Origin of the sequence: Oceanobacillus sp. FSL K6-0251 (assembly GCF_038004725.1) — a bacterium.
Lineage (GTDB): Bacteria > Bacillota > Bacilli > Bacillales > Amphibacillaceae > Oceanobacillus > Oceanobacillus oncorhynchi.
Window position 1 is genome coordinate 1029654 of the sequence record NZ_JBBORS010000001.1, and the last position, 23095, is coordinate 1052748.

The following is a 23095-nucleotide window of genomic DNA, read 5'->3' on the forward strand; positions in this document are numbered from 1 at the left end:
TTTATCTGTTAATTCTTAAACAATCATAGAAAATAGATTGTTTATCAAGCCACCGGAATAAGGACAGATTTAAAAATATTCCTTATTTTATATATACACTTCTGAAAAATATATAAACCTTAATTTTCGCTATATAAAAAGCCATTAGAGGATTTCCTCTAACGGCTTTCCATGAACCTATTCTGCTTGGTTAAAATAAATACCTTATTTTTCAATAATGTAATCTATAGCGTGTAATAGCTTCGTCATCTGTTCCTTTGTCCCAATGGAAATCCGTAAATAGTTTTCCAGCTTTGGTTTATTAAAATAGCGGATTAGGAAGCCGGCCTGCTTCAGCTCCATAAACAGTTTCTCAGCCTCTATCCCTGCCGGTGAAGCAAGCACAAAATTGGCTTGAGAAGGAAGGACATGGAAGTCTCTTTTCTCTAATTCCTGCCGAAAGTACTCTCTCGTTTTAATAATTTCGTTTCTCGTTTTTTCAAAATAAGCAGTATCCCGGAATGCTTCCATAGCGCCGGCAATGGCTAACCGGTCAATCGTATAGGAATTAAACGAATCTTTTACCCGCGTTAATCCGTCAATCAGATCTTTATGACCCATCGCCATACCTACACGGAGGCCGGCAAGCGAACGGGATTTAGACAGGGTTTGTATAACAAGTAAATTCGGATAGCTGTCTATCAGGGAAGCAGCTGATGCTTTAGCAAAGTCAACGTATGCTTCATCCACAATCACAATCTGATCAGGATTATTTTTTAAGATTTCTTCTATCGCTTCCAGCTCCATGTATAAGCTGGTCGGTGCGTTCGGATTGGGAAAAATAACGCCGCCTTCTGCGTTAAAGAGTGATGGGGGAGAGATGGTGAAATCATCCTCCAACGCCACTTCCTCTACATCCAGCTGATAAAGCTTTGCATATACAGGGTAGAAGCTGTAGGTGATATCTGGGTATTTAATGGCCTTCCCAGGTTCAAAAAAAGTCATAAAACTAAGCGCAAGCACTTCATCGGAACCATTGCCGATAAAAACCTGTTCTTTTTTTAATCCATAGCAGCCTCCAATTTCCTCTCTGAGATTATCGACAGCAGGGGAAGGGTAAAGCTGCAATTTCGTCCTTGCCTCCTCCTCAATCGCTGCAATAACGTTTGGAGAAGGGGGAAAAGGGTTTTCATTCGTATTTAATTTAATAATGGATGAATCATCTAATTGTTCCCCGGGAATATAAGGTTCCAGCTGTTCGATTAAAGGATTCCAAAATCTACTCACGGTGCTGTCCCTCTTTTTCAATATGGCGTTCGTTCAATATTTTTTTAATATCTTTGGAACTTACGCCTTGCTCCTCCATTAAAACAAGGGAGTGATACAATAAATCAGCTAGCTCATTGGTTAATTCCTCTTTATCATTATTTTTTGCGCCGATAACGACCTCCGTCGACTCTTCACCGATTTTTTTAAGAATCTTATCTAATCCTTTATTAAACAGGTACGTTGTATAAGCGCCTTCCTGCGGGTTTTCTTTACGGTCTTTGATTTTGTCGGTCAGCTCATTAACGATAGAGAATAACGGTTTTTCTGTTTCAGATAAGGTTGTTTCAAAGCAGGTCGTTGTGCCTTTATGGCAGGCAGGGCCAAGCGGCTGTACCTGGACAACTAAAGCGTCCTGATCACAATCCACTGAAATGTTTTTGACTATCTGCTTATTTCCGGAAGTTTCCCCTTTATTCCAGAGCTCCTTACGGCTGCGGGAATAGAACCAGGTTTCCCCGGTTTCTAATGTTTTTACTAAAGCAACCTCGTTCATATAAGCTAAAGTCAATACTTTTCCCGTTGCGTAATCCTGAACAATAGCCGGAACGAGTCCATTTTCATCGTATTTGATTGAAATCTCCATTATGCTTTCCTCCTCATTGGTATTCCTTGTGAGGATAAATATTCTTTTAATTCCGGAATAGGAATCTCCTCGTAATGAAAGACAGATGCAGCAAGTGCAGCATCGATACCTTCTGCAAAAACTTCTGAGAAATGCTCTATTTTACCTGCGCCGCCGCTGGCAATCACAGGGATATTGACGGCATCTGCAATTTTCTTGGTTAATTCGATTTGATAGCCATTTTTTTCACCGTCTGCATCCATGGCATTGACAACCAGCTCGCCTGCCCCGAGTACTTCTCCGCGTTTCGCCCATTCCACTGCATCTATCCCGGTATCTTTTCTTCCGCCGTTAATAAATACATGGAACGCACCATCTGCTGTTCTTTTTGCATCAATCGAGAGCACGATACATTGACTGCCAAACTTATCAGAGGACTCCTTAATTAATTCTGGACGCTGCACAGCTGCACTGTTTACCGAAACTTTATCCGCGCCGGCATGAAGCACACTGTGAATATCCTGGGTGGTACGGATACCGCCGCCGACCATAAAAGGGATAGCAATTTCGCGTGCAACTTGTTCAACGACATCCAGAAAAATGTTTCGCTCTTCGTTGGAGGCAGTAATATCGTAAAAAACAAGTTCATCTGCTCCTTCACGGTTATAGCGGGCAGCCAATTCCACCGGATTAGCAACGTCCTTGATGTCCTGAAATTTCTTACCTTTAACGACCCGGCCTTTATCTACATCCAGACAGGGGATAATGCGTTTAGCGAGCATGATTGTCCTCCTCTACAACGTCTTCCAGTTGAATAGTACCATCATATAGCGCTTTTCCAATAATTGCCCCGTAAAGGTCAAGTGCCTGAAGGCTGGCAACATCCTCTTTTCGGGAAACCCCGCCGGAAGCAATGATATTCATATTGGTTGCTTCCTGCATCGCTTTCAGCTCCTCCAGATTCGGTCCGCGCAGCATGCCATCCTTTAAAATATCCGTATATACAATCGTTGTTAAGCCGGCTGCTTCTAATTCCTTCGCAAGGTCAGCAGCTTTTTTATCGCTATTTTTTGTCCAGCCATCTGTTGCAATATAACCATTCCGAGCATCGAGAGAAACTGCGATTTTATCTCCATATAATTGAATTGCTTTAGTGAGCATGTCCCAATCAGTGATTGCAGAGGTGCCGAGGATAACCCGGGCAGCACCGCCTTCCACGTACTCTCTAATCGTGTCCAGGGAGCGGATACCGCCGCCGACTTCAACAGGAATGGATAATGCCTGAATGGTTTTAAGGATAATTTCTTTATTTTGGGGGTCTCCTGTTTTAGCTCCGTCTAAATCGACCATGTGGAGGAAGGTGCCGCCTGCTTCCTGCCATCTTTTGGCTGTGTCCACCGGGGAGTCATTATAGGTTGTCTGCTGATTATAATCGCCCTGCTTTAAGCGGACACAGTTGCCATCTTTCACATCAATTGCTGGAAAAATGATCATGAAATCATCTCCTCATAATTTTTCAATAATGCAATACCGATATCCCCGCTTTTTTCCGGGTGAAATTGCATTCCTGTTATATTTTTATCCTGCACGATTGCTGGTACGCGTCCGCCATAATCGGCACTGGCGACCAATGTTTTTTCTTCCAGTTCATCAATTGCATAGGAATGGACGAAATAAACATATGGATTTTCTCCGAGCTGATGTAATAAGCGCTGAGGCTGATTGGATTGCAGGATATTCCAGCCCATATGCGGCACTTTGACCCTGTCTGAAATACGTTTTACCGAACCGGATAGAAGACCAAGTCCTGTACATCCACCATTTTCTTCGCTGAATTCATAGAAAAGCTGCATCCCAAGACAGATGCCTAAAATTGGCTTGCCGCTTGCCGCTTCTTTTTTCAAAATCGTATCTAATTTGTAGCGCTGTAATGCTTCCATCGCATCCTTGAAGGCGCCGACGCCTGGAAGAATAATGGAATCCGCCTGATGGATTTCTTCCGGATCCATGGTCAATTTAGAGTTTTTCCCTAATTTATCTAATGCAAATTGCAGGCTTTTAATATTTCCTGCACCGTAGTCAATAATGGCAATCATATCCCAGCCTCCTTTTAATCTTATAGGCTTCCTTTCGTAGAAGGAACACCCTTTATGGTCGGGTCAATGGATACCGCTTCACGAATTGCTCTGCCCAATCCTTTGAAGATGGATTCAATCATATGATGTGTATTGGTTCCGTATAAAACTTCCACATGAAGGGTCACCTTGGCATGGCTGGTGAAGCCAATCAGAAACTCTTCCACTAATTCGGTATCGAAATTCCCGACTTTGTCCTTTAACCCGTCTACACGATAAACTAAAAAGGAGCGGCCGCTGATATCGATGGAAATGGAGGAAAGAGATTCATCCATTGGTGTTGTTGCTGTTGCATAGCGTTTAATGCTTTCCTTTGTTCCTAATGCTTCATTAAATGCCTGACCAAGCACAATGCCGATGTCTTCTACCGTATGATGCTGGTCTACCTCTAAATCTCCGTCACATGCGACCTGCAAATCTAATCCGCCGTGTTTGGTAAAGAGAGTCAGCATATGATCTAAAAAGCCGACCCCTGTTTTTAATTCTGATTTTCCTTCTCCATCTACGTTAAGAGCAAGGGATATATTCGTTTCTTTGGTTTGCCGTTCTTTTTCAGCTTGACGCATCGTTGTTCTCCTTTCGAATTCGAATTGCATTGGCATGCCCGGTCAGGCCTTCCGCTTCAGCAATTGTGATAATGGTATCAGCATAATCCAGCAGCCGTTCCTTTGAATAATGAATGGTGCTCGATTTTTTCATGAAGTCATACACACCGAGCGGGGAGGAAAAGCGAGCGGTCCCATTTGTCGGCAGCGTATGGTTAGGGCCAGCAAAATAGTCACCTAAAGGTTCGCTGGAATACGGACCGATAAAAATAGCTCCAGCATGCTTAATTTTCTCCACTTGTTCTTCCGCATTATTTCCCATTAATTGCAGATGCTCCGGAGCAATCGTGTTAATTAATTCGATTGCTTGTGCTTCATCCTCGCAGATAATAATTTTTCCGTTTGTCTGAATCGATTCACGGATAATAGCTGCCCGCTCCAGTAAAGGAATTTGCCGCTCAACCTCTTTTTGTACTTTCTCTGCATAAGCAGCATCTGTTGTCACACAAATTGAGGCAGCATCCTCTGCATGTTCCGCCTGGGATAATAAATCAGCGGCAACGTAGGAAGGAGGGACGGTATTATCAGCAAAGGCACAAATCTCACTTGGACCTGCAATCATATCAATGGCAACATCGCCAAACACCCATTTTTTCGCACGGGCGACAAATGCATTCCCGGGTCCAACGATTTTGTCAGCTTTAGGGAGACTCTCTGTTCCATAGGCCAGAGCAGCAACAGCCTGAGCGCCGCCAATTTTGAATACCTGATCCGCACCGGCGATTTTTGCTGCTGTCAGTACAACAGGATCAATCGTTCCGTCGGGGCGGGGAGGGGTTGTAATCACAACCTGCTCGACACCGGCAACGACAGCTGGAATCACATCCATTAATACCGTGGAAGGATAGCTTGCTTTTCCTCCGGGAACGTAGACTCCGACACGCTCCAGTGGGGTTATTATTTGACCAAGACGAATGCCGGGCTGCGGGCTGAACTGAAAACCTTCTTCTTTGGTTCGTCGCTGGTACTGGCGAATGTTTTCCGCAGCTTCTGTTAATGCTTGAAGGAGAGCTGGCTGTTCAGATTTTACTTTATCAAAGGCAATATTCCATTCCTCATCAGAAACGAGCAAGGAGGATAAATCAGCTTTATCAAATTTTTTAGTATATGCAAGTGCTGCTTCATCACCGTGCTCCTGTACAGCACGGATAATTTCCAAAACCTGCTCATCTAAATTTCGCTGCATCAGCTGTGTTGCTTTTTCAGTATTTACTGCATTTTGTTTATATGTTTCATAACGGAGAATTTGCATTTTTCTCACTCACAACCTGTTCCAATTTTTTTAGTACATCTTGAATTTCTTTTGAACGTGTTACGAAGCTTGCTTTATTCACAATAAATTTTGTACTGATGGTTTCGATATCTGCTAATACCTCTAATCCATTTTCATGCAGGGTGTTTCCTGTCTCGACAATATCAACGATGTAATCCGCAAGTCCAATTAATGGCGCCAGCTCAACGGATCCATTGAGATGTACGGTCTCAATTGTCTGATTACGTTTGTCAAAAAATTTCTTGGCAATATTCGGATATTTGGTGCCAATCGTTAACGACTGATTATCAGGAAGAGAGACTCCTTTTTTTCCGGCGACAGAGAATTTACATTTTCCAATCCCTAAATCAAGAATTTCATAAACATCTGCTTCTGTTTCAATAATATTATCTCTGCCGACAATCCCGATATCCGCAGCGCCTTTTTCAACATAAATTGGAACATCCATCCCTTTTAAAAAGATTAACCGTAATGTCTTATCTTTATTAAAAAAAACGAGCTTACGGGTTTTTTCATGAAACCCTTCAAAATGGATTCCTGCTGCTTCTAGTAAATCAATCGATTGCTTTGCAGGGCGGCCTTTGGCTAAAGCGATAGTTACTGGCTGCATCATTTAACGTCCTTTCTAAAATACCAATCTAGTAATTCCTGATTTGTCTTAAACACTGCTGCTTCTTTTTGTTTACTATATACTATCTCTTCGGATTTTACGAGTATCTCCGGTGAATCAGAGCGATTTTCCTTTTTATCGAACGCCTTTACAATGACTGTCTGATTTGCTTCCCGGAACAATTCGGCGAGTTGAAAAGCATGCTGGCGTTCAGAAGCTTCATAACGAAGCTGGATTATCTCAGCTTCTGTAAAGATGCCAGGGAGCAGGTCAACAAGCAAATCAACCTCAAAAGCAAAGCCGATTGCCGGCGTTTCCTGATGAAAGGAGCGGGTTAAATAATCATAGCGTCCTCCCATCATAATGGGCTGGCCAAGCCCCTCCGCAAAGCCCTGAAAGATAATGCCGGAATAATAATTCATATGGTTGATCAGGCCAAGGTTGATCGAAATATAGGAATCCACCTGATAATCCTGGAGAAGCTGGTACACTCTTGATACATAGTCCAGTTCTTCACGCATCTTGTCTGATGAGATAATATTCTCCGCTTCATCGATAACAAAGCTTGCATCTCCGTATAACATTGGAATTTTACGAAGCTTTTCAATTAAGGCAGCCTCCAGTCCCAAGTCTTTTAAAAAGGGAACAATCTCCGAGATGTTTTTCGACTGAATATATTGATCCAGTTCTTTCTGCTGCATGGCGTCCAGGTCAGCCTCGCGTAATAATTCTTTATAAAAAGCAGCATGACCAATTTCTATTTTAAAAGAAGGAATCTCTAATTCTTTTAAGCTGGTTACAGCTAATGCAATCAGCTCTGCATCAGCTTCCGGCGTACGTTCTCCAAATAGCTCTACACCTGCTTGTGTGCGGGAGCGTTCTTCTGTCGTGGAACGGAAAATATCCAGCACATAGGAGAGGCGTCCGATTGCTACTTCCTCCTGCAAATTGGTATAATGTCTGGCAATCGGGATGGTTGCATCCGGCCGCAGTACGAGCACTTTTCCAGATGGGTCGATCAGCTTCAGCATATCGGCTGTATTGACGGTCCCTTGAACATCGTTATATAAATCATAATTTTCAAAAATGGGTGTCTCCACCTGCTGATATCCAAATTTAGAAAAGCGGCCGGTTAATGTATGGATAACATGACGTTTTTTTGAAAATTGTTTCGGGTAAAACATGGTATGAAGCAGTTGTTTATTTCTCATAAAATTCTCCTTCGTATTCAACACTTTATCAATTTAATGCTTTATCTAATTAAAGTTATTTAGTATTATAGTAATGTTCAGAAAAAAAGTCAATGAAAGGAGCATAACTTTTATGTACGATTTTCATATGCATTCAAGCTTTTCGGCAGATTGTGAGGCAGAGATGGAGGAGATGGTTCAGGAAGCAATAAACAAAGGGATGGAGGAAATTGCGTTCACCGAGCATTTAGATGTGGACTACCCGGATAAGGAGTGGGATTTTAGCTTTGATACAGAAGCTTATCAAAAAAAATTAGAAGGGCTGCGGGAGAAGTATCAGGACAGGATTAAAATCCGCAAGGGAATTGAGGTAGGTGTGCAACCGCATGTGCTTAAGGAAACTTCCGATTTTATTGAACGGCTGGATCCGGAATTTATCATTTGTTCCATGCACTCTGCGAATAAACAGGATTTGCATTCCGGTGAATTTTTTGAAGATAGAACCGTAGATGAAGCATATCGTATTTATTTTGAAGAGTACTATGAATGCCTGAAAAATTTTAAAAACTATCATATTTTAGGCCATCTTGATTTAGTCAGCAGATATGCCTCTGGGGGCTGGGAGCATGTGCCGCAGGATATTATGGAAGAAATATTAAAACTGGTTATTTCAGAAGGCAAGGGAATCGAATTAAACACATCCGGCTATAAATATGGCATGAATGCACCGCTGCCAAGTAAAAATTTATTGCGCTTATACCGTAAGCTTGGCGGAGAAATTATCACATTAGGTTCTGATGCGCACCGTCCGGAAGAGATTGCTGCTCATTTTGAAGAGGCTAAAGAGATATTAACAGATTGCGGTTTTTCTTATATATGCAGTATGAATGAAGACGAGGTCCAATATCACTCCATAAAATAAAAAGGCAATTCAGCGGGGGTGGCTGCAAGTAGAACTAATTGGTCGTTACTGACTGTTAGAACTTCCGCAATGAAACACCGTATTTCTTGGTTTAGGAGTCGGGATTCTTACAGTCAGTTACACTGCGTAAATTAATGACGCTTTTTCAACACTTCTATTGAACATGTAACCGTTTTAACAGAAATGTGTTACGATAATAGTAGGAATATAATACGAAATAGGGAGGAATAGGGATGAGTATGAATGTATTAGTAGCTTATGACGGCTCCGACCTTAGTAAAAAAGCAATAGAAGAAGCCAAAGAGCAGGTGAAACTTGCTGAAGATGCCGTTGTACATGTTGTTACCGTAATCTCCAATGGAGGGCCAACGGTGAATGCCGCTCTTGCCCGCACTTTTATGAATGATTTGGCAGAGGAAGCGCGCCCTGCCATTCAAGAAGTATATAATGATCTGGAAGCGGATGGGATAACATGTGAAACAGAGGTTTTGATAGATTATTCTTTCCGTAATCCGGGTTATAAAGTAATTGAATATGCCAAAGAGAAGGAAATAGATTTAATCGTTATAGGAAGCCGGGGGCTTGGCGGAGTAGGAAGGCTTCTTCTTGGCAGTGTCAGTACGCAAATCGTTCATCAGGCAGCGTGTAAAGTGCTTGTTGTGAAATAAAGGATAAATAAAAGTCTCAAGCTCCCAGGATATTTGTTCGTGGGAGCTTGAGACTTTTATTTATAAGGGTTGAATCAGGTTTCAGGCCATTTTTGCCCAAACGATTAGTGGCAGCAGCAATCATATCATTCGATCAGCGTAGTATGGCAGCATATTTTCATGTCTATGAAGAATAGTACCTTAAAAAAATCACTTGACCACTAAAAGGCATCTATGTATAATTTTAATCGTAATCGTTACGAAACGTAATCATTACGCATTACGGAAGGAGTGTTTTTTATGAAGAAGTTTTGGCAATTAGGAATTATATTAGGCTTAATTAGTTTCCTGTTTATAGCTGGCTGTCAGTCCGGAAATGAAGAAGCAGATAATCAAGATGAAGGGACAGCCAGCCAGGAAGAGACAGAAGGAAATCATGAAGAAGAAGAGCATAACCATGATCATGATGACGAAGCGGTTTCCTTCGAGGATGTGCCGGAAAATATTGAAATTGAAGGGTTATCCGACCATTACCATACAGGCGATGTTTTTAAATTAGAGGCAGTAACAGAAGAGGAAGATTTGGATTATTGGTACTGGTACATACGTGATTCTGCTGAAGAGGAATGGACGGTGGCAGAAGATCAATACGGGGATTCTTATATGGGTGATGCAGAAGTAGATGGACAGGAAGTTCTTGCGGTTCTTTACGATGATGATCATAATCCAGTTGCCAAGTCTCCGGTTACAGAAATTACGATTGACGACCATGAAGGCGAGGATCATGAGCATGAAGATGGTGAGGAAGGCGATCATGACCACGATCATGAGCATGAAGATGACGACCATCATCATTAATCATATTATGAATAGAGGGCAATAAAGACTTATAAGCAGAAATGGATTATCGGACGGGATATTTTTATGAACGGATTGCCCAATAATGATTGAAAGCAAATAGAATGCTGTTTAAAAAGCAGATTCTATTTGCTTTCTTTTTATAGATACCCATGGCGGAGGAATGAACAGAGGGCTTCCTGCAGGTACTTATTTTTCAATCATTATTTTCTTAAAATTTGTATTTTAATTCCTGATAAAAAATATGCCAATGAAGTAAAAAAATAAACACATAAAGTAGAAGAAATGGTGTTCCAGCAAAGGAAGGATGTTATAATAGCTATGTACTTCAGAGCATGAGATGTACTTAGATTTACAACAGAAATTGAGGGAAATAAATGAGAAAGAAGATTGCAGGTATTGTCCTGGGTCTCCTGGTTATCTGCGCCATTGCAACAGGTATTTATTTTTACCAGAACGATGAAACGCAAGCAGAGGAGTATACCGGTGCACCGACGATTTTTATACATGGTTATAAAGGAACGGAGAATTCATTTGGTCATATGCTTGACCGTTTTGAAAATACGTACCAATGGGGAAATAAAGGATTTATCTACTATGTGACAGAGAACGGAGATATTGTCGATTATAACTTAAATAACGGGAGATATGCGCCCATGTTTGTACAGATTGTTTTAGAGGATAATCGTGCAAGCTTTGAGGAAAGTACAGAATGGATTGCGGCAGTGCTTCTTCATCTAAAGGAAAATTATCGAGTGGAGGAAGTTAACCTGGTCGGACATTCTATGGGCGGTATTCTTGCTGTGAAATATACGATGGAATATGCAAGGAATGACTATCCATCTGTTAATAAACTTGTAGCCATCGGCAGTCCATTTGATGGTATTTATAATGAAAGATATTTTGAAATTCATCAAGATGCAGCTGCAGAAGATTTGAAACCCGATTCGCATGCGATAAATATGCTGCAGCAGAATATGTTTCCTGCGGATGTGGATGTTTACAGCATTGCCAGTACAGGTGATTCCGTTGCTGTTCCGGAAAGTGTGAAGGCACTGAGGAGTATGATACCCGAACAAAATTTCAAAGAGACGATTATTGATGACCCGCAGCTGACACACAGTGCCCTGCACGAAAGTATGCAAATTGATAAATTGATTCATAGCTTTTTGTGGCAAGATTAAAGTGAATCAACTACAATGGTATAGGATTGATTTATCAAATAATCTTACTTCAGTTATGCGGAAATGCTCAACTGGAGTAAGATGAATGCCTGTTTTTAACAAAGTAGGAAAAGAATGAGAATATAAAGGTCAAATAGAGAAAAGCTTTTGACAAATTAAAGGAATGATAGCATGAATAAATACCATCATCTTTATGATCAATTAATTCAACATACGAAAAAAGAGAATGTATTGATGAATGAGCCGATTAGAGAACATACGTATACGAAATTAGGCGGGAAAGCGGATTTTTACATTACTCCGTCCACTTACGAGGAAGTACAGGCGATTATTCGCTTTGCTAATCAGGAAAATGTCCCATTTACAATGCTTGGAAATGGTTCTAATCTGATTGTGAAGGATGGCGGCATCCGCGGAATCGTTATGAACCTGCAGCAGCTGTCGGCTATTTGGAGAGAAGGAGATAAAGTTATCTCTCAGAGCGGAGCAAGAATTATTGATGCTTCCCGTTTTGCTTTAAATGAAGAGCTTGCCGGTTTAGAGTTTGCCTGCGGTATTCCAGGTTCCGTCGGCGGAGCGCTATATATGAATGCAGGTGCATATGGCGGAGAAATTAAAGATGCGCTGGAAAGTACGGTAGTTGCGACAAAGGACGGCGAACTGCTGACATTAACAGCAGAGCAATTAGATCTCAGCTATCGCACAAGTAACATCCCGGACAACGGTTATATTGTGTTGGAAGCAACATTCGCGTTAAAGCCCGGGAACAAAGAAGAAATTAAAGAAATGATGGATGATCTTACATATAAAAGAGAATCCAAACAGCCGCTCGAGTACCCGTCTTGCGGCAGTGTGTTCAAACGCCCGCCCGGTTTTTTTGCCGGCAAGCTGATCCAAGACTGTAATCTTCAAGGGAAGCAAATTGGCGGAGCAGAAGTCTCCACAAAGCATGCCGGTTTTATTGTAAATAAACAAAATGCAACGGCTTCCGAATATATTTCCTTAATTCAATTTGTTCAAGCGACGGTAAAAGAGAAATTTGATGTGCAGTTAGAGCGGGAAGTGCGGATTATTGGCGAGGATGTGGAAGGATAGCCTCATGGCACAGGTTCTGGCTGTGATAGAGGATGGCTGGGATAAAAAGAAAATTTGACATGCCTTTTATCTATTCTTATAATATGAAGTGTTATTTTAAACTTCAGGCAGAGGTTCTTAGCTTAAACCCTCTATAAAAAACTAAGGACAACTTGCGATTATCAAGCCGTGTTCCTTGGGAGCACGGCTTTTTCTATGTGAGGAAGTTTTGAACTGCAAGGTAATAGAAAATAACTGATTTCTGTTATCGTAATATATCTAAAGGAGGTGATGAGTATGGCAGGAAGAAGTGAGAAGGATCTTCAAGGAATTGAATTGCTGGGGAATAAAGAAACGAAATATGCGTTTGATTATACACCTGAGATTTTAGAAACATTTGATAATCAGCATCCAAATCGTGATTATTTTGTGAAATTAAACTGTCCGGAATTTACAACGCTTTGTCCGATAACGAATCAGCCGGATTTTGGGACGATTTATATCAGCTATATTCCAGATATCAAAATGGTAGAGAGTAAGTCTTTAAAATTATATTTATTCAGTTTCCGGAATCATGGTGACTTCCATGAGGACTGTGTCAATATTATTATGAACGATTTAATTGAGCTGATGGATCCGCGTTATATTGAAGTAAGAGGAAAGTTTACGCCCCGCGGAGGTATTTCCATCGACCCGTATTGCAATTATGGAAAAGCAGGGACAAAATTTGAAAAGATGGCAGAAAACCGGTTGATGCAGCATGATATGTATCCGGAAAAGATTGATAATCGATAGAGGGAAACTAAGATCCTTGCACCTTTGAAGAGAAGGGAACAGGAGAATGTATATTTATTTTAACGCCATCTTTGTTGGCTTATTATTATTGTCGAATGTCTTGTCGGTCAAATTGTTTCAAATGGGAAGTTTTGTATTGCCGGCTGCAGCGATTGTTTATGTGATTACGTATATGATAATGGATGTGGTTGGCGAGGTTTATGGAAAAAAAGCTGCCCGCAAAACGATACAAGCAGGATTTTTCACACAAATTATTGCAATGATTTTTATTTTTATTGCCATACACCTTCCGCCAGCAGCAGGTTTTCAGGAACAGGCTGCTTTTGAAACGATTTTTAACGGAAGCTTTCGCGTTATTTTAGCTAGTTTAGTTTCTTATTTTGTCAGTCAGCATTTAGGAGTATCTATCTTTCACCGCTTAAAGCACCGGCATGGAAGAAAGAAGCTGTGGTTACGTAATAGCTTATCAACGATGACCAGTCAGCTTTTTGATACCGTTCTATTTATTACGATTGCATTTTGGGGGATTGTTCCAACAGGTGTTTTAATCGGGATGATTGTATCGCAGTACATATGGAAGGTGATGGTGGCAATAATTGATACGCCATTTGTTTATCTTCTTGTACGGTGCATACGTAAATATGAGGTGAAAAACAAAGCGGAGTTGTTAGAAGCTTCTTGAGAAGATCAGCTGATGCCCTATCACTTTGAATAACCTATCATACCAAGAAACCAGCCAGACGGCTGGTTTTTTTAGGTTCAAGAATAGGAAAGCATATAAAAAATGCTGAATATAGCCGCTCCAACGGGTTTCATGGGGTGAGTAATTCCCAGAAATACACTCCGCTTTCCGTGGTCCCCAATCTCATCTCCTTTAAAGAAGACTTAGCGATTGGCAAGCCGGCAGGCGCAGACAGAGCTAAAGTCGCACTTATGCCCCGAGGGTGAAAAGAAGACTTAGCGATTGGCAAGCCGGCAGGCGCAGACAGAAGCAAAACGTTATGTTTTGAATATAAAGGCGGTTCATCTGTATCATTTTTAACTAGACAGATAGCAGAGAGAAACGACTATTTATAGAATGTACATATAAAATAAAACCCCGGCTCAAAAATAAAACCTGACCGGGGAGTATATAAAAATTCGCTCATCCTCTAAAACGCTGCAAGAACGATTGTACACGAGGATTTTCTGAATGCTCGATAACCTCGCTGGCCGTTCCTTGTTCTGCGATAATTCCTTCATCTAAAAACAGTACCTTATCCGCTATATCCAAGGCAAAGTCCATTTCATGCGTGACAAGGACCATCGCCATATCATCATTTTCTGCAAGATCACGGATGACATTTAATACTTCTCCGACGAGTTCGGGGTCAAGCGCAGAGGTAACCTCATCAAATAACATGATTTTAGGGCGCATCACAAGGGCGCGGGCCATAGCTACCCGCTGTTTTTGTCCGCCTGAAAGCTGGCTGGGGTAATTATCCAGCTTACTCCCGAGTCCTACACGCTCCAGCATTTCTATCGAGCGTTTTTTTACATCACTTTTTTCTTCGTTTTTCACATGAATAGGTGCTGTCATACAATTTTCTAAAATAGTCATATGCGGAAACAGGTTGAAATGCTGAAATACCATTCCAATCTCACCGCGAATAGAGCGCAGATGACTTTCATTCGCATGCATCCACTTTCCGTTCTTCTCCATTTTCCACAGATTGCGGCCGTCTACGATAATGTCCCCAGATGTTGGCTGCTCTAATGTCATCAGCATCCGGATAATTGTTGTTTTCCCTGATCCGCTTGGACCAATGACAGCGACTTTTTCAGCTGGATATATATCTAAATCAATCCCCTTCAATACCTCCACATTTCCAAAGGATTTATGAACATCTTGATAAGTAACGATTGGTTCTGCCATTATTGCATTGCTCCTTTATCTTTTATCATTTGATTTTTATGGAACCTTCTGTTGAAACGATTCTCTAACTTTTTAATCAGCACTGCAGAAGGATAGCTTAGTACTAAGAAAATGATTCCTACAATGGTCAATGGCTCAAGATAGGACCAGTTTTCCGCACCGTATGATCTGGCGAGCAGCATAATACCAGCTACCCCGATGGTGGATGCCAGCGGAACCTCTTTAAACATAATGATAAAGTAATTTCCAAGCATCGGAATGGTGGGCGGGATAGCTTGTGGCAGAATAATCTTTCGCCATTTATCCCATGTAGAAATATTCAGTGCAGTGGAAGCCTCCCATTGTCCTTTATCCACACTTTCAATTCCGGATCGATAAATTTCACCGATATACGTACTAAAGTGTATACCAAGTCCCAAAACGGCACAAGCGAATGGGTGGAGCGATATGCCAATATAAGGTATTACCGGCAAAGCATAATAGATAAAAAACAATTGAACGAGTGGAGGCGTAGAACGTATAAATTCCATGGTCCAGGTGACAATAAAATGAATAAATCGATTTGGGATACGGCGTAAGAATGTCCACAAAAAACCAAAAATCAAGGCAAAGAGATAGCTGGCTATCGTCAGTCCAATCGTAATTCCAAGTCCTTGTAATACCACTGGTAACGCATCAAAAAATGTATCCCAGCTCCAATAATTCAAATTCATCAGCTAGCTACCCCCTTTTTAGCAATTTTTTCAGCCTTTCTGGTAAGGAAAATTAATGGAAGGGCTAAAATGAAATAGAATACAAGCACAGTTAGATAAATCAATGGTGATAAAGATAAGCTGGTGCTTCGCATCACATCTCCATAATATAAAATATCTGTTAAGCCAATTAAAGAGACAAGAGAGGTTCCTTTTAAAATTTGAATGGTATAATTACCGAATTCAGGGAGCATCATACGTATTGCCTGTGGGAAAATAATCAGGCGCATCCTTTGAAAAGAAGACATATTTAACGCAGTTGCTGCTTCATACTGTCCTTGGGATACAGATAGAATGGAGCTGCGGACAACTTCTGAAAGATATGCGCCGTAGTTTAAACCGATGGCAATGACACCAATCCACCAATTCGAACCCAGATTAATCCCAAATAGCATCGGTACTGCATAGTACAGCCAGAATAGCTGAACTATCAAAGACGTCCCGCGAAATACCTCTACATAAAATCCGGTCAGTTTTCGTAATAGAAAATTATTGGACAGCCGGCAAAGTCCTGCTATAAATGACATAGCATATGCAAACAATGCAGAAGCAATTAAAATAGATACAGTTATTTGAACACCACGCCATAATTGCGGGGCGATTTCGAATATAGCACTAATAGTAAGTACCTCCTTCATAATCGTTATGTGTAAAATGAATGGAATGTCTTATTTTCTATTAAAAAGAAAGATAGGGCGCTCCTTGCGTGAAGGAACCGCCCTATGGAGTCTGAAAAATATATGTTTCATAAGCTTACAAGATTAATATTCACCTTTACAAACTTGCTCTGCTGTTACAGACCCAGCTTCAACAAAATTACTTTCTGGATGGAATCCATTTTGTTCTAGTAATTCAGCAACAGTTCCATCTTCTTTTAATTCTTCTAGTTTTTCGTTATAGGCATCACGAAGCTCTTCGTTTTCAAGACTGAAGGCAGCAGCCCCATAACTTGGTACACCGTCAATATTTTCCGGTTGTTCGAAATTTTCAACAATCTCTAAATCTTCTGTATCAGCGGATTCAAATGCTTCGCGAACAGTCATTTCTGTACCAGTTGTTGCATTAGCGCGTCCAGCTTGAATAGCTGAAAAGGTTGCAGGAATATCAGAAGCAGTAATAATTTGATCGTCATCTACACCTTCTGATTTTAAAAATTCAATTTCTGTGGCACCTTCCATAACAACTACGGTCACATCCGGGTTATCTGCAATATCTTCATAACTTTCAATGGATAACGGATTGCCGGCTTCGACAACAAGCCCTTCTCCGTATACCATTTCCGGCTCACCGAAAAGCGCATTTTCACAACGTTCCGGATTGATAGCCATACCAGCAGTAACAACATCAAACTGTCCAGCTTGTACTCCTGGAATTAGTTCACCAAAATCGGATAATTTACCTTCTACATTATCGACTCCAAGTTCAGCAAAAACCGCTGTAGCAATATCAACTGCCGCACCTTTTAATTCACCGTCTTCTTCATAAGCGTAAGGTGATTCATTGGCGAAACCGACTTCGACAGTGCCGGAGTCTTGAATGCTTTCCAGACTATTATCTGAACCGCCGCAAGCAGCTAGAGATGCTAGAATTAAAATCAATCCAATAAGTATTATTTTATTCTTCAACTAAATGCTCCCCCTCAAAAATAATAGATAATAAAAAATGTTGATTAACAATGCCGCTATTCTTTGAAGAAAGAATGTTACATGAAATCAACATGAGTTAACAAATATGTTACAGAGAAAGAGGGAGATTCTCAAACCGGATATTTTAGCAAAAATATGGTTTATTTACCGTTTTACGGGATGAATGGTAAATAACTTTCAGATACCAACATATACGGTGGTATAGTTTCATATTCTCTGTATAACTAAAAACTCCATTTTCTAAAAACGAAAATAGAAATTAATTGAAAAGGCATGCATAGTTTAATAGGATAGAAGATAAGAAGAGATGATGGAGGTATATTATGGGGCCCTATATCGCAGTAATTGCTGTTTCAGTCATTGTGGTAGCGATGGTTATTATTTTATCTTTGGTTACTTTATCAAAAGGGTATGGCTATAAGCATAAAATAGACCCGCTTCCCGGTGAAGAGGAAAAGAAGGATAGTGACAGCAATGAGGAGAACCAGAAAGAAGAAAAGAAATAAGGTTATCCAGGAGAAAGCTATGAAGAGAATGGGATTATTTATGATTGCAGCATGTGCAGCTGCTGGTGTTTTATTTGCTTTTTATTCGCTTTATTCTACAAATCAGGCAATTTACGTAGCGGTGGATGGAAACGATCAAAATAAAGGTCAATATATTGGGGAATAAAGCGGGCTGTATTGTCTGTTTAAAAGGGCATCTCCTGCTGTGAAAAACAGACGGCAATCCAAGTCATATTTTTTCCTAATCCAATAGAGAAGTTTTAGACCTCCCAAAATAGGTAATATTTTTAGAAAGGAGGTTTCTAAAGATGGCACGAAAGAAATACTATGTAACAGTAGATACGGAGGAAATCCGAGAGGTTTCGCTTCCTGAAAACGGAATTGAGTATGAAATATATGCGACACCGGAAGAGGTAAAAGAAGTGGAAGTTCTGTTTGCAAGAAAAGAAAAAAATGCAAAGGATGCCGTTAAATTTGTAGGAAAACCTTTTGATGAACAGCCTGTCGATGCGAAGCGTGATAATTACGAGGGAGAATTGATTGCCCTCTACCGCAAATTGTATGATTTAGGAACCGATAAAACCAAGAGCGAAATCGAGGAACTTCGTCTGTTTTAAAATAAGATGATAAAAAGAAATGCAGACAGAAGTTTTTTCTGCCTGCATTTCTTTTTGTGAAATATATTTGAATATAATAAATCAGACCATCTTATTCCCCTTCACCAGGAGGACGGTACCCCTGCTGCAGCTCAGAAATGCTCAAACCAAATGTCATTTGCAGATGCGGGTAATCTGTAAAGCTATTAAAATCTCCGCCCCATTCAAAGCCTAAATCCTTTGCAATGTCTGCAACTTCAAACCAGTCAGACTCTCCATTATTATTCCCGTCGTAATGGATATCCCAAATAACCTCTCCATCATGATTACGAATCGCATAATCGACAGCCAGTCCATAATTATGATAACTTTCCCCGCCTCTGGCATGGGTAACAATATCTTCTTCATTTTCTCTGCCTCTGGCATACAGGGATTCCTGCTCTACCTCTGTACGCAGACCATCTGTAATAACGACCTCTATATCTATATCATCCGCACGATCGATTAACGTATCCACCGCTTCTTGGACAACAGGATGAAGTTCTGATACCGTTTCTTCTCCATCCACTCTTTCATAAGAAGGGGTTGTCTGCTCGTAAAGCCAGAACAGCAAACCTATAAAAAGAATAATGGCAATCCAAGAAAGCGTAAAATGCTTTATAGCTTTCATTCGATATTTCGGGCTCCTTTAAAAAGAATCTCTAGTCATATCATAACATGTACAAGCTTCTGATGAAGGGTTGAACAACTAGCGAAATCTGGCAGTTTTGCAAATTGATTTCTTCACTTATCTAGACATATAATGAGATAAACTTGACAGAAATGGAGGGAAACCAATGTATTACCTCATCAGCTGTTTGATTGGCTATATTTTTGGCTGTATTCATGGATCGCAAATCGTTGGCAAAATAAAGAAGCGGGATATTAAAGGAGAAGGCGTAAAGAATGCCGGAGCATCGAATACAACGATTCTGCTAGGCTGGAAATATGGGATTGTTGTTGCAATCATTGATATTTTTAAAGCGACACTTGCTATTTTACTTGTTCTTTTTATTTTAAATGAAGCTGGAATGTCGGCTGCGGGAATTTCTTTATCCATTTATTTAACGGCTCTATTTGTTATTATTGGGCATAATTATCCAATTACGATGAAGTTCAGCGGCGGGAAGGGGACGGCATCGTTAGTAGGTGCGCTAATTGCCATTGACTGGCGGGTTGCATTAATTGGAATTGCTATCTTATTATTCTTTACCTTTGCAACGGACTATCTTGTTATCGGCGTGCTGTTTATGTATCTTTCCTTTTTAATAACAACCTACTATTTCTTTGGAAATGCACCTGCGCTGGTAGTAATCTTTTTAACACTGTTATGTATATACAAACATATGGAAAATTATCGCCGGATTCTATTAAAAGAAGAGACCAGACTATCCAGTATGTTTAAAAAGAGTGCTTAAAGAGAAAGATTTAAAAAGGAAGTTTTATTATGAAGGAGCGTGCACTTGGTGGAAATTTTATTATGGATTATCATTATCCTATTATTTATCGCAAGCTTTCTAGGAATTATTTTCCCAATGATTCCATCCGTTATTGCGATTTGGGGCGGATTTTTAGTCTATTATTTCTTTATAAACAGTGAGTCCCTGACCTGGTGGTTTTGGACAGGAATGATAGTTATCACAGTCATTCTTTTTGTAGCGGATATTATCGCCAACAGTTATTTTGTGAAAAAATTTGGAGGGAGTAAGGCAGGTGAAAGAGGAGCTGCGGTTGCTGTGATTGTCGGATCATTTATTACACCGCCATTTGGTATTATTTATGTGCCATTTTTGACAGTTCTCGCTATTGAAATGATGCGGCGCAGGACTGCAAAAGAAGCAATCCGAGCATCGATCGGTTCTTTTTTAGGATTTTTAGGCGGATCGGTTGCGAAAGTAGTCTTGCAGCTGATAATGATTGGCTGGTTCTTGATCGCAATTTGGTTTTAACCAGACAGCATGAATACTCCCACCACTTAATTTCTAAAGAAATTTGAAGTGGGGGTTTCTGGGGTGTCGACTTTCAAGATGACGATTAACCGCCAGTGGAGTTGACACATCGGTGTGCTAAAAACACCCAACCCCGCTATCCCATTGGTCCTGCCTCCTGAGACTACTTTTCAGCCTATATGAGGTTCACACGTTTGTGTGCCTTGGCTGACATGTTTGGCTTGAACATTTTACGTGGCAAAGCAACGATTCTCGCCACAACCTACTATGTTCAGTTTTCAAAGAGCGTCTTTCAAGAACATTATACCATGCAAACTTATGTTCGTAAATATAAAAAGGCAATTCACCTCCCACCTACTCATTGGGTTTCACCCTGCACATTCCGACGTACAAATGTTTTCGATGGGACGAGTAATCGCAGTCCCAGGATGTACTAGTGCAGGCGTTGCAACAACTCTTTTCGATGGGGTGAGTAATCGCAACCCCAGGACGTTGCGACGTTAGCCTGCCTTGAGGTTGGGAGTCCTCTCGCCTAACCAAGATAGATGAAAAAAATCGTCAGCTTCTTGACTTTCATCAGTGAGAACTATATATTAAAAGCATAGTTGAAATGTTGACGGAGAATAGTACGTTGTAAATGTCTAAAACAGAGAGAAAAAGAATGCTGAGACTTTTTCTTAGACATACAAGGGAACCTGCCTTCCGAGTTCGCCATATAAGGAGCCCTGCTCTGAAATTGGCGCGGTTTTGGACCGTTATCCAATAAAGTGTATATATATGCTGGACACGTCTATAAAATAATAGGTAGCAGCTTATATATAAACAAGGGTGGTACCACCACTAAACCTCGGTCCCTTTTTTGGATGGAGGATTTTTTGCGTTTACATGGGATTTTCAAATAATAGAAGAGCAAAATAAGAAAGAGGTGCTTACTTTTGGGTAAGAAGAATAAGCAATTTGTAGAAAAAATTACAGCGATGGAGGATGATTTCGCACAGTGGTATACAGACGTTGTCAAGCAGGCGGAGCTTGTGGACTACGGTCAGGTGCGCGGTACAATGATTATCAAGCCTTATGGCTATGCAATTTGGGAAAACATCAAAGATGAATTAGATCGTATGTTTAAAGCAACAGGGCACACCAATGTGGCCTTCCCGCTTTTTATTCCTGAGAGCTTACTGCAAAAAGAGAAGGATCATGTAGAAGGGTTTGCTCCCGAGGTTGCCTGGGTAACCCATGGGGGAGATGAGGAATTAACAGAACGTATCGCAGTGCGTCCAACCTCTGAGGTGCTTTTCTGTGACTATTACTCGAACAACATCCACTCTTATCGTGATTTGCCAAAGCTGTATAACCAATGGTCTAATGTTGTCCGTTGGGAAAAAACAACCCGTCCGTTCCTGCGTTCCTCTGAATTTCATTGGCAGGAAGGTCACACAGCGCATGCGACAGATGCAGATGCGACGGAAGAAACAAACCGGATGCTTGAAATTTATGCCAAGCTGGTGGAAGAATATCTAGCAATTCCTGTTCTAAAAGGAAAGAAAACAGATAAAGAAAAATTTGCCGGGGCTGAATTCACGTTAACGATTGAAGCGTTGATGCATGATGGAAAAGCCTTGCAATCTGGTACTTCTCATCATTTTGGTTCCGGATTTGCAGAAGCATTTGACATTACGTACCTGGATGAAAATGGAGAAAGCCAATTTGTTCATCAAACTTCCTGGGGATTATCTACCCGGATTATGGGTGCATTAATTATGGTACACGGCGACAACCGCGGATTAGTAGTGCCTCCAAAGGTTGCTCCGACACAGGCGATGATTGTACCGATTGCGCAGCACAAAGAAGGCGTACTGGACAAAGCATATGCCTTACGTGACCAGTTAGCTGATATTGCCCGTGTTGATATTGACGGCAGTGATAAAATGCCGGGCTGGAAATTTAATGAATATGAAATGAAAGGTATTCCGGTCCGTATCGAAATGGGGCCAAAGGATATTGAAAAAGAACAGGTTGTTCTTGTCCGCCGTGATACAGGGGAAAAAGAGTTTGTTGCTTTAGCAGATGTAGAAGAGCGCCTTCCTGCATTACTGGATGAAGTACAGGCTAATCTTTATAGTCGTGCTTTAGAGCACCGGGTAGAGATGACTCATACGGCAACAGACATGGATGAATTCAAAACAGAAATTGAAAAAGGCGGATTCATCAAAGCAATGTGGTGTGGAGACGTTGCCTGTGAAGAAAAGATTAAAGAAGAAACATCCGCTACGTCCCGCTGTATCCCATTTGAACCGGAAAGCGTATCTGAAACATGTGTATGCTGCGGTAAAGAAGCAAAAGAATTGGTTTACTGGGCCAGAGCTTATTAATAAAAAGAGAAAACAGATTGGGTGTATAGCTCAGTCTGTTTTTTCTAATGGATAATTATCTGAATACATATTTTTTGTTTTGTACCTTGTATAAGCATGCATAAATATGTTATAAATATACATGTTGATTTATATATATACATTGAGTGAGGGAATA

27 protein-coding genes, 1 riboswitch and 1 other annotated feature are annotated in these 23095 nt (G+C 40.8%); of the genes, 13 read left to right on the forward strand and 14 right to left on the reverse strand.

Going from position 1 to position 23095, the window contains the following annotated elements; all coding sequences use genetic code 11:
- Nucleotides 1–204: 204 nt before the first annotated feature.
- From hisC to hisZ, 9 genes are read right to left on the reverse strand one after another with little or no spacing between them, the layout of a single operon-like run.
- The gene (gene hisC, locus MKY45_RS05150) at nucleotides 205–1266 is read right to left on the reverse strand and encodes a histidinol-phosphate transaminase (RefSeq protein WP_042532264.1); all 1062 of its coding nucleotides are present in this window, start codon (nucleotides 1264–1266) and stop codon (nucleotides 205–207) included.
- A complete protein-coding gene (gene hisIE, locus MKY45_RS05155) occupies nucleotides 1259–1891 on the reverse strand; it encodes a bifunctional phosphoribosyl-AMP cyclohydrolase/phosphoribosyl-ATP diphosphatase HisIE (RefSeq protein ID WP_042532266.1) in 633 nt (210 codons plus the stop codon). Before hisIE ends, hisC begins: the two co-directional genes overlap by 8 nt.
- On the reverse strand, nucleotides 1891–2652 hold the full coding sequence (gene hisF / locus MKY45_RS05160; protein ID WP_042532267.1) for an imidazole glycerol phosphate synthase subunit HisF: 762 nt from the start codon (nucleotides 2650–2652) through the stop codon (nucleotides 1891–1893). The genes hisIE and hisF overlap by 1 nt, the downstream gene beginning before the upstream one ends.
- Nucleotides 2642–3364 carry a 1-(5-phosphoribosyl)-5-[(5-phosphoribosylamino)methylideneamino]imidazole-4-carboxamide isomerase gene (hisA, locus tag MKY45_RS05165; protein ID WP_042532269.1) on the reverse strand — a complete coding sequence of 241 codons (723 nt, stop codon included), beginning with the start codon at nucleotides 3362–3364 and terminating at the stop codon, nucleotides 2642–2644. The genes hisF and hisA overlap by 11 nt, the downstream gene beginning before the upstream one ends.
- On the reverse strand, nucleotides 3361–3966 hold the full coding sequence (gene hisH / locus MKY45_RS05170) for an imidazole glycerol phosphate synthase subunit HisH (protein WP_042532271.1): 606 nt from the start codon (nucleotides 3964–3966) through the stop codon (nucleotides 3361–3363). The genes hisA and hisH overlap by 4 nt, the downstream gene beginning before the upstream one ends.
- Nucleotides 3967–3986: 20 nt before the next feature.
- A complete protein-coding gene (gene hisB / locus MKY45_RS05175; protein ID WP_042532273.1) occupies nucleotides 3987–4571 on the reverse strand; it encodes an imidazoleglycerol-phosphate dehydratase HisB in 585 nt (194 codons plus the stop codon).
- Nucleotides 4558–5862, reverse strand: a complete 1305-nt coding sequence (gene hisD / locus MKY45_RS05180) for a histidinol dehydrogenase (protein WP_256706280.1) — start codon at nucleotides 5860–5862, stop codon at nucleotides 4558–4560. Before hisD ends, hisB begins: the two co-directional genes overlap by 14 nt.
- Nucleotides 5843–6496: an ATP phosphoribosyltransferase gene (gene hisG, locus MKY45_RS05185; protein ID WP_226895022.1), complete on the reverse strand. Its 654-nt coding sequence runs from the start codon at nucleotides 6494–6496 to the stop codon at nucleotides 5843–5845. The genes hisD and hisG overlap by 20 nt, the downstream gene beginning before the upstream one ends.
- Nucleotides 6493–7704, reverse strand: coding sequence for an ATP phosphoribosyltransferase regulatory subunit (hisZ, locus tag MKY45_RS05190; protein ID WP_341172634.1), 1212 nt, complete (start codon nucleotides 7702–7704; stop codon nucleotides 6493–6495). The genes hisG and hisZ overlap by 4 nt, the downstream gene beginning before the upstream one ends.
- A gap of 112 nt (nucleotides 7705–7816) precedes the next feature.
- Here hisZ and MKY45_RS05195 point away from each other — a divergent pair, with 112 nt between their 5' ends.
- The 7 genes from MKY45_RS05195 to MKY45_RS05225 all read left to right on the forward strand — a co-directional run bounded on the left by MKY45_RS05195 (nucleotide 7817) and on the right by MKY45_RS05225 (nucleotide 13845).
- Nucleotides 7817–8605 (forward strand): histidinol-phosphatase HisJ family protein, encoded by a 789-nt coding sequence (locus MKY45_RS05195; protein ID WP_193064433.1) that lies wholly within the window; start codon nucleotides 7817–7819, stop codon nucleotides 8603–8605.
- Nucleotides 8606–8838: 233 nt separating this feature from the next.
- Complete coding sequence (locus MKY45_RS05200) at nucleotides 8839–9273, forward strand: universal stress protein (protein ID WP_193064432.1); 435 nt, start codon at nucleotides 8839–8841, stop codon at nucleotides 9271–9273.
- Between the two features lie 279 nt (nucleotides 9274–9552).
- Entirely contained in the window at nucleotides 9553–10110 is a 558-nt protein-coding gene (locus MKY45_RS05205) for a hypothetical protein (RefSeq protein WP_256705766.1), read from the forward strand.
- Nucleotides 10111–10487: 377 nt separating this feature from the next.
- Nucleotides 10488–11294 (forward strand): alpha/beta fold hydrolase, encoded by an 807-nt coding sequence (locus MKY45_RS05210; protein WP_042532283.1) that lies wholly within the window; start codon nucleotides 10488–10490, stop codon nucleotides 11292–11294.
- A gap of 171 nt (nucleotides 11295–11465) precedes the next feature.
- A complete protein-coding gene (gene murB / locus MKY45_RS05215) occupies nucleotides 11466–12389 on the forward strand; it encodes a UDP-N-acetylmuramate dehydrogenase (protein WP_193064430.1) in 924 nt (307 codons plus the stop codon).
- A 104-nt stretch (nucleotides 12390–12493) separates the two neighbouring features.
- A riboswitch (PreQ1 riboswitch) is annotated at nucleotides 12494–12540 on the forward strand.
- Nucleotides 12541–12665: 125 nt separating this feature from the next.
- Nucleotides 12666–13163, forward strand: a complete 498-nt coding sequence (gene queF / locus MKY45_RS05220; RefSeq protein ID WP_193064429.1) for a preQ(1) synthase — start codon at nucleotides 12666–12668, stop codon at nucleotides 13161–13163.
- Nucleotides 13164–13209: 46 nt separating this feature from the next.
- Nucleotides 13210–13845 (forward strand): queuosine precursor transporter, encoded by a 636-nt coding sequence (locus MKY45_RS05225; protein WP_256705767.1) that lies wholly within the window; start codon nucleotides 13210–13212, stop codon nucleotides 13843–13845.
- Nucleotides 13846–14307: 462 nt separating this feature from the next.
- Here the strand turns inward: MKY45_RS05225 and ehuA are convergent, their stop codons facing one another.
- The 4 genes from ehuA to ehuB form a co-directional block, all read right to left on the reverse strand.
- Nucleotides 14308–15078, reverse strand: a complete 771-nt coding sequence (gene ehuA, locus MKY45_RS05230; protein ID WP_256705768.1) for an ectoine/hydroxyectoine ABC transporter ATP-binding protein EhuA — start codon at nucleotides 15076–15078, stop codon at nucleotides 14308–14310.
- A complete protein-coding gene (gene ehuD, locus MKY45_RS05235; RefSeq protein ID WP_256705769.1) occupies nucleotides 15078–15791 on the reverse strand; it encodes an ectoine/hydroxyectoine ABC transporter permease subunit EhuD in 714 nt (237 codons plus the stop codon). The genes ehuA and ehuD overlap by 1 nt, the downstream gene beginning before the upstream one ends.
- The gene (locus MKY45_RS05240) at nucleotides 15791–16468 is read right to left on the reverse strand and encodes an amino acid ABC transporter permease (protein ID WP_256705770.1); all 678 of its coding nucleotides are present in this window, start codon (nucleotides 16466–16468) and stop codon (nucleotides 15791–15793) included. The genes ehuD and MKY45_RS05240 overlap by 1 nt, the downstream gene beginning before the upstream one ends.
- A 123-nt stretch (nucleotides 16469–16591) precedes the next feature.
- Entirely contained in the window at nucleotides 16592–17455 is an 864-nt protein-coding gene (gene ehuB / locus MKY45_RS05245) for an ectoine/hydroxyectoine ABC transporter substrate-binding protein EhuB (RefSeq protein WP_256705771.1), read from the reverse strand.
- Nucleotides 17456–17799: 344 nt separating this feature from the next.
- Here ehuB and ytzI point away from each other — a divergent pair, with 344 nt between their 5' ends.
- The 3 genes from ytzI to MKY45_RS05260 all read left to right on the forward strand — a co-directional run bounded on the left by ytzI (nucleotide 17800) and on the right by MKY45_RS05260 (nucleotide 18599).
- Nucleotides 17800–17982, forward strand: coding sequence for a YtzI protein (ytzI, locus tag MKY45_RS05250; protein WP_256705772.1), 183 nt, complete (start codon nucleotides 17800–17802; stop codon nucleotides 17980–17982).
- A 19-nt stretch (nucleotides 17983–18001) separates the two neighbouring features.
- Nucleotides 18002–18148 carry a hypothetical protein gene (locus tag MKY45_RS05255; protein ID WP_256705773.1) on the forward strand — a complete coding sequence of 49 codons (147 nt, stop codon included), beginning with the start codon at nucleotides 18002–18004 and terminating at the stop codon, nucleotides 18146–18148.
- Nucleotides 18149–18290: 142 nt separating this feature from the next.
- Nucleotides 18291–18599: a hypothetical protein gene (locus tag MKY45_RS05260; protein ID WP_256705774.1), complete on the forward strand. Its 309-nt coding sequence runs from the start codon at nucleotides 18291–18293 to the stop codon at nucleotides 18597–18599.
- Between the two features lie 91 nt (nucleotides 18600–18690).
- Here the strand turns inward: MKY45_RS05260 and MKY45_RS05265 are convergent, their stop codons facing one another.
- Nucleotides 18691–19248, reverse strand: coding sequence for a M15 family metallopeptidase (locus MKY45_RS05265; RefSeq protein ID WP_341172635.1), 558 nt, complete (start codon nucleotides 19246–19248; stop codon nucleotides 18691–18693).
- Nucleotides 19249–19414: 166 nt separating this feature from the next.
- Here MKY45_RS05265 and MKY45_RS05270 point away from each other — a divergent pair, with 166 nt between their 5' ends.
- From MKY45_RS05270 to proS, 3 genes are all read left to right on the forward strand, one after another.
- A complete protein-coding gene (locus MKY45_RS05270) occupies nucleotides 19415–20035 on the forward strand; it encodes a glycerol-3-phosphate acyltransferase (protein ID WP_256705776.1) in 621 nt (206 codons plus the stop codon).
- Nucleotides 20036–20080: 45 nt separating this feature from the next.
- Nucleotides 20081–20566 (forward strand): DUF456 domain-containing protein, encoded by a 486-nt coding sequence (locus tag MKY45_RS05275; protein WP_256705777.1) that lies wholly within the window; start codon nucleotides 20081–20083, stop codon nucleotides 20564–20566.
- Nucleotides 20567–21170: 604 nt separating this feature from the next.
- Nucleotides 21171–21425 (forward strand) — a binding site (T-box leader).
- A gap of 76 nt (nucleotides 21426–21501) precedes the next feature.
- Nucleotides 21502–22938, forward strand: coding sequence for a proline--tRNA ligase (gene proS / locus MKY45_RS05280; RefSeq protein WP_256705778.1), 1437 nt, complete (start codon nucleotides 21502–21504; stop codon nucleotides 22936–22938).
- Nucleotides 22939–23095 lie beyond the last annotated feature (157 nt).

Bases quoted from the DNA above. Each gene is read 5' to 3' on its own strand.
- hisIE (WP_042532266.1), bottom strand. From the start codon at position 1,891: ATGGAGATTTCAATCAAATACGATGAAAATGGACTCGTTCCGGCTATT.
- hisF (WP_042532267.1), bottom strand. From the start codon at position 2,652: ATGCTCGCTAAACGCATTATCCCCTGTCTGGATGTAGATAAAGGCCGG.
- hisA (WP_042532269.1), bottom strand. From the start codon at position 3,364: ATGATCATTTTTCCAGCAATTGATGTGAAAGATGGCAACTGTGTCCGC.
- hisH (WP_042532271.1), bottom strand. From the start codon at position 3,966: ATGATTGCCATTATTGACTACGGTGCAGGAAATATTAAAAGCCTGCAA.
- hisB (WP_042532273.1), bottom strand. From the start codon at position 4,571: ATGCGTCAAGCTGAAAAAGAACGGCAAACCAAAGAAACGAATATATCC.
- hisD (WP_256706280.1), bottom strand. From the start codon at position 5,862: ATGCAAATTCTCCGTTATGAAACATATAAACAAAATGCAGTAAATACT.
- hisG (WP_226895022.1), bottom strand. From the start codon at position 6,496: ATGATGCAGCCAGTAACTATCGCTTTAGCCAAAGGCCGCCCTGCAAAG.
- hisZ (WP_341172634.1), bottom strand. From the start codon at position 7,704: ATGAGAAATAAACAACTGCTTCATACCATGTTTTACCCGAAACAATTT.
- MKY45_RS05195 (WP_193064433.1), top strand. From the start codon at position 7,817: ATGTACGATTTTCATATGCATTCAAGCTTTTCGGCAGATTGTGAGGCA.
- MKY45_RS05200 (WP_193064432.1), top strand. From the start codon at position 8,839: ATGAGTATGAATGTATTAGTAGCTTATGACGGCTCCGACCTTAGTAAA.
- MKY45_RS05205 (WP_256705766.1), top strand. From the start codon at position 9,553: ATGAAGAAGTTTTGGCAATTAGGAATTATATTAGGCTTAATTAGTTTC.
- MKY45_RS05210 (WP_042532283.1), top strand. From the start codon at position 10,488: ATGAGAAAGAAGATTGCAGGTATTGTCCTGGGTCTCCTGGTTATCTGC.
- murB (WP_193064430.1), top strand. From the start codon at position 11,466: ATGAATAAATACCATCATCTTTATGATCAATTAATTCAACATACGAAA.
- queF (WP_193064429.1), top strand. From the start codon at position 12,666: ATGGCAGGAAGAAGTGAGAAGGATCTTCAAGGAATTGAATTGCTGGGG.
- MKY45_RS05225 (WP_256705767.1), top strand. From the start codon at position 13,210: ATGTATATTTATTTTAACGCCATCTTTGTTGGCTTATTATTATTGTCG.
- ehuA (WP_256705768.1), bottom strand. From the start codon at position 15,078: ATGGCAGAACCAATCGTTACTTATCAAGATGTTCATAAATCCTTTGGA.
- ehuD (WP_256705769.1), bottom strand. From the start codon at position 15,791: ATGAATTTGAATTATTGGAGCTGGGATACATTTTTTGATGCGTTACCA.
- MKY45_RS05240 (WP_256705770.1), bottom strand. From the start codon at position 16,468: ATGAAGGAGGTACTTACTATTAGTGCTATATTCGAAATCGCCCCGCAA.
- ytzI (WP_256705772.1), top strand. From the start codon at position 17,800: ATGGGGCCCTATATCGCAGTAATTGCTGTTTCAGTCATTGTGGTAGCG.
- MKY45_RS05255 (WP_256705773.1), top strand. From the start codon at position 18,002: ATGAAGAGAATGGGATTATTTATGATTGCAGCATGTGCAGCTGCTGGT.
- MKY45_RS05260 (WP_256705774.1), top strand. From the start codon at position 18,291: ATGGCACGAAAGAAATACTATGTAACAGTAGATACGGAGGAAATCCGA.
- MKY45_RS05265 (WP_341172635.1), bottom strand. From the start codon at position 19,248: ATGAAAGCTATAAAGCATTTTACGCTTTCTTGGATTGCCATTATTCTT.
- MKY45_RS05270 (WP_256705776.1), top strand. From the start codon at position 19,415: ATGTATTACCTCATCAGCTGTTTGATTGGCTATATTTTTGGCTGTATT.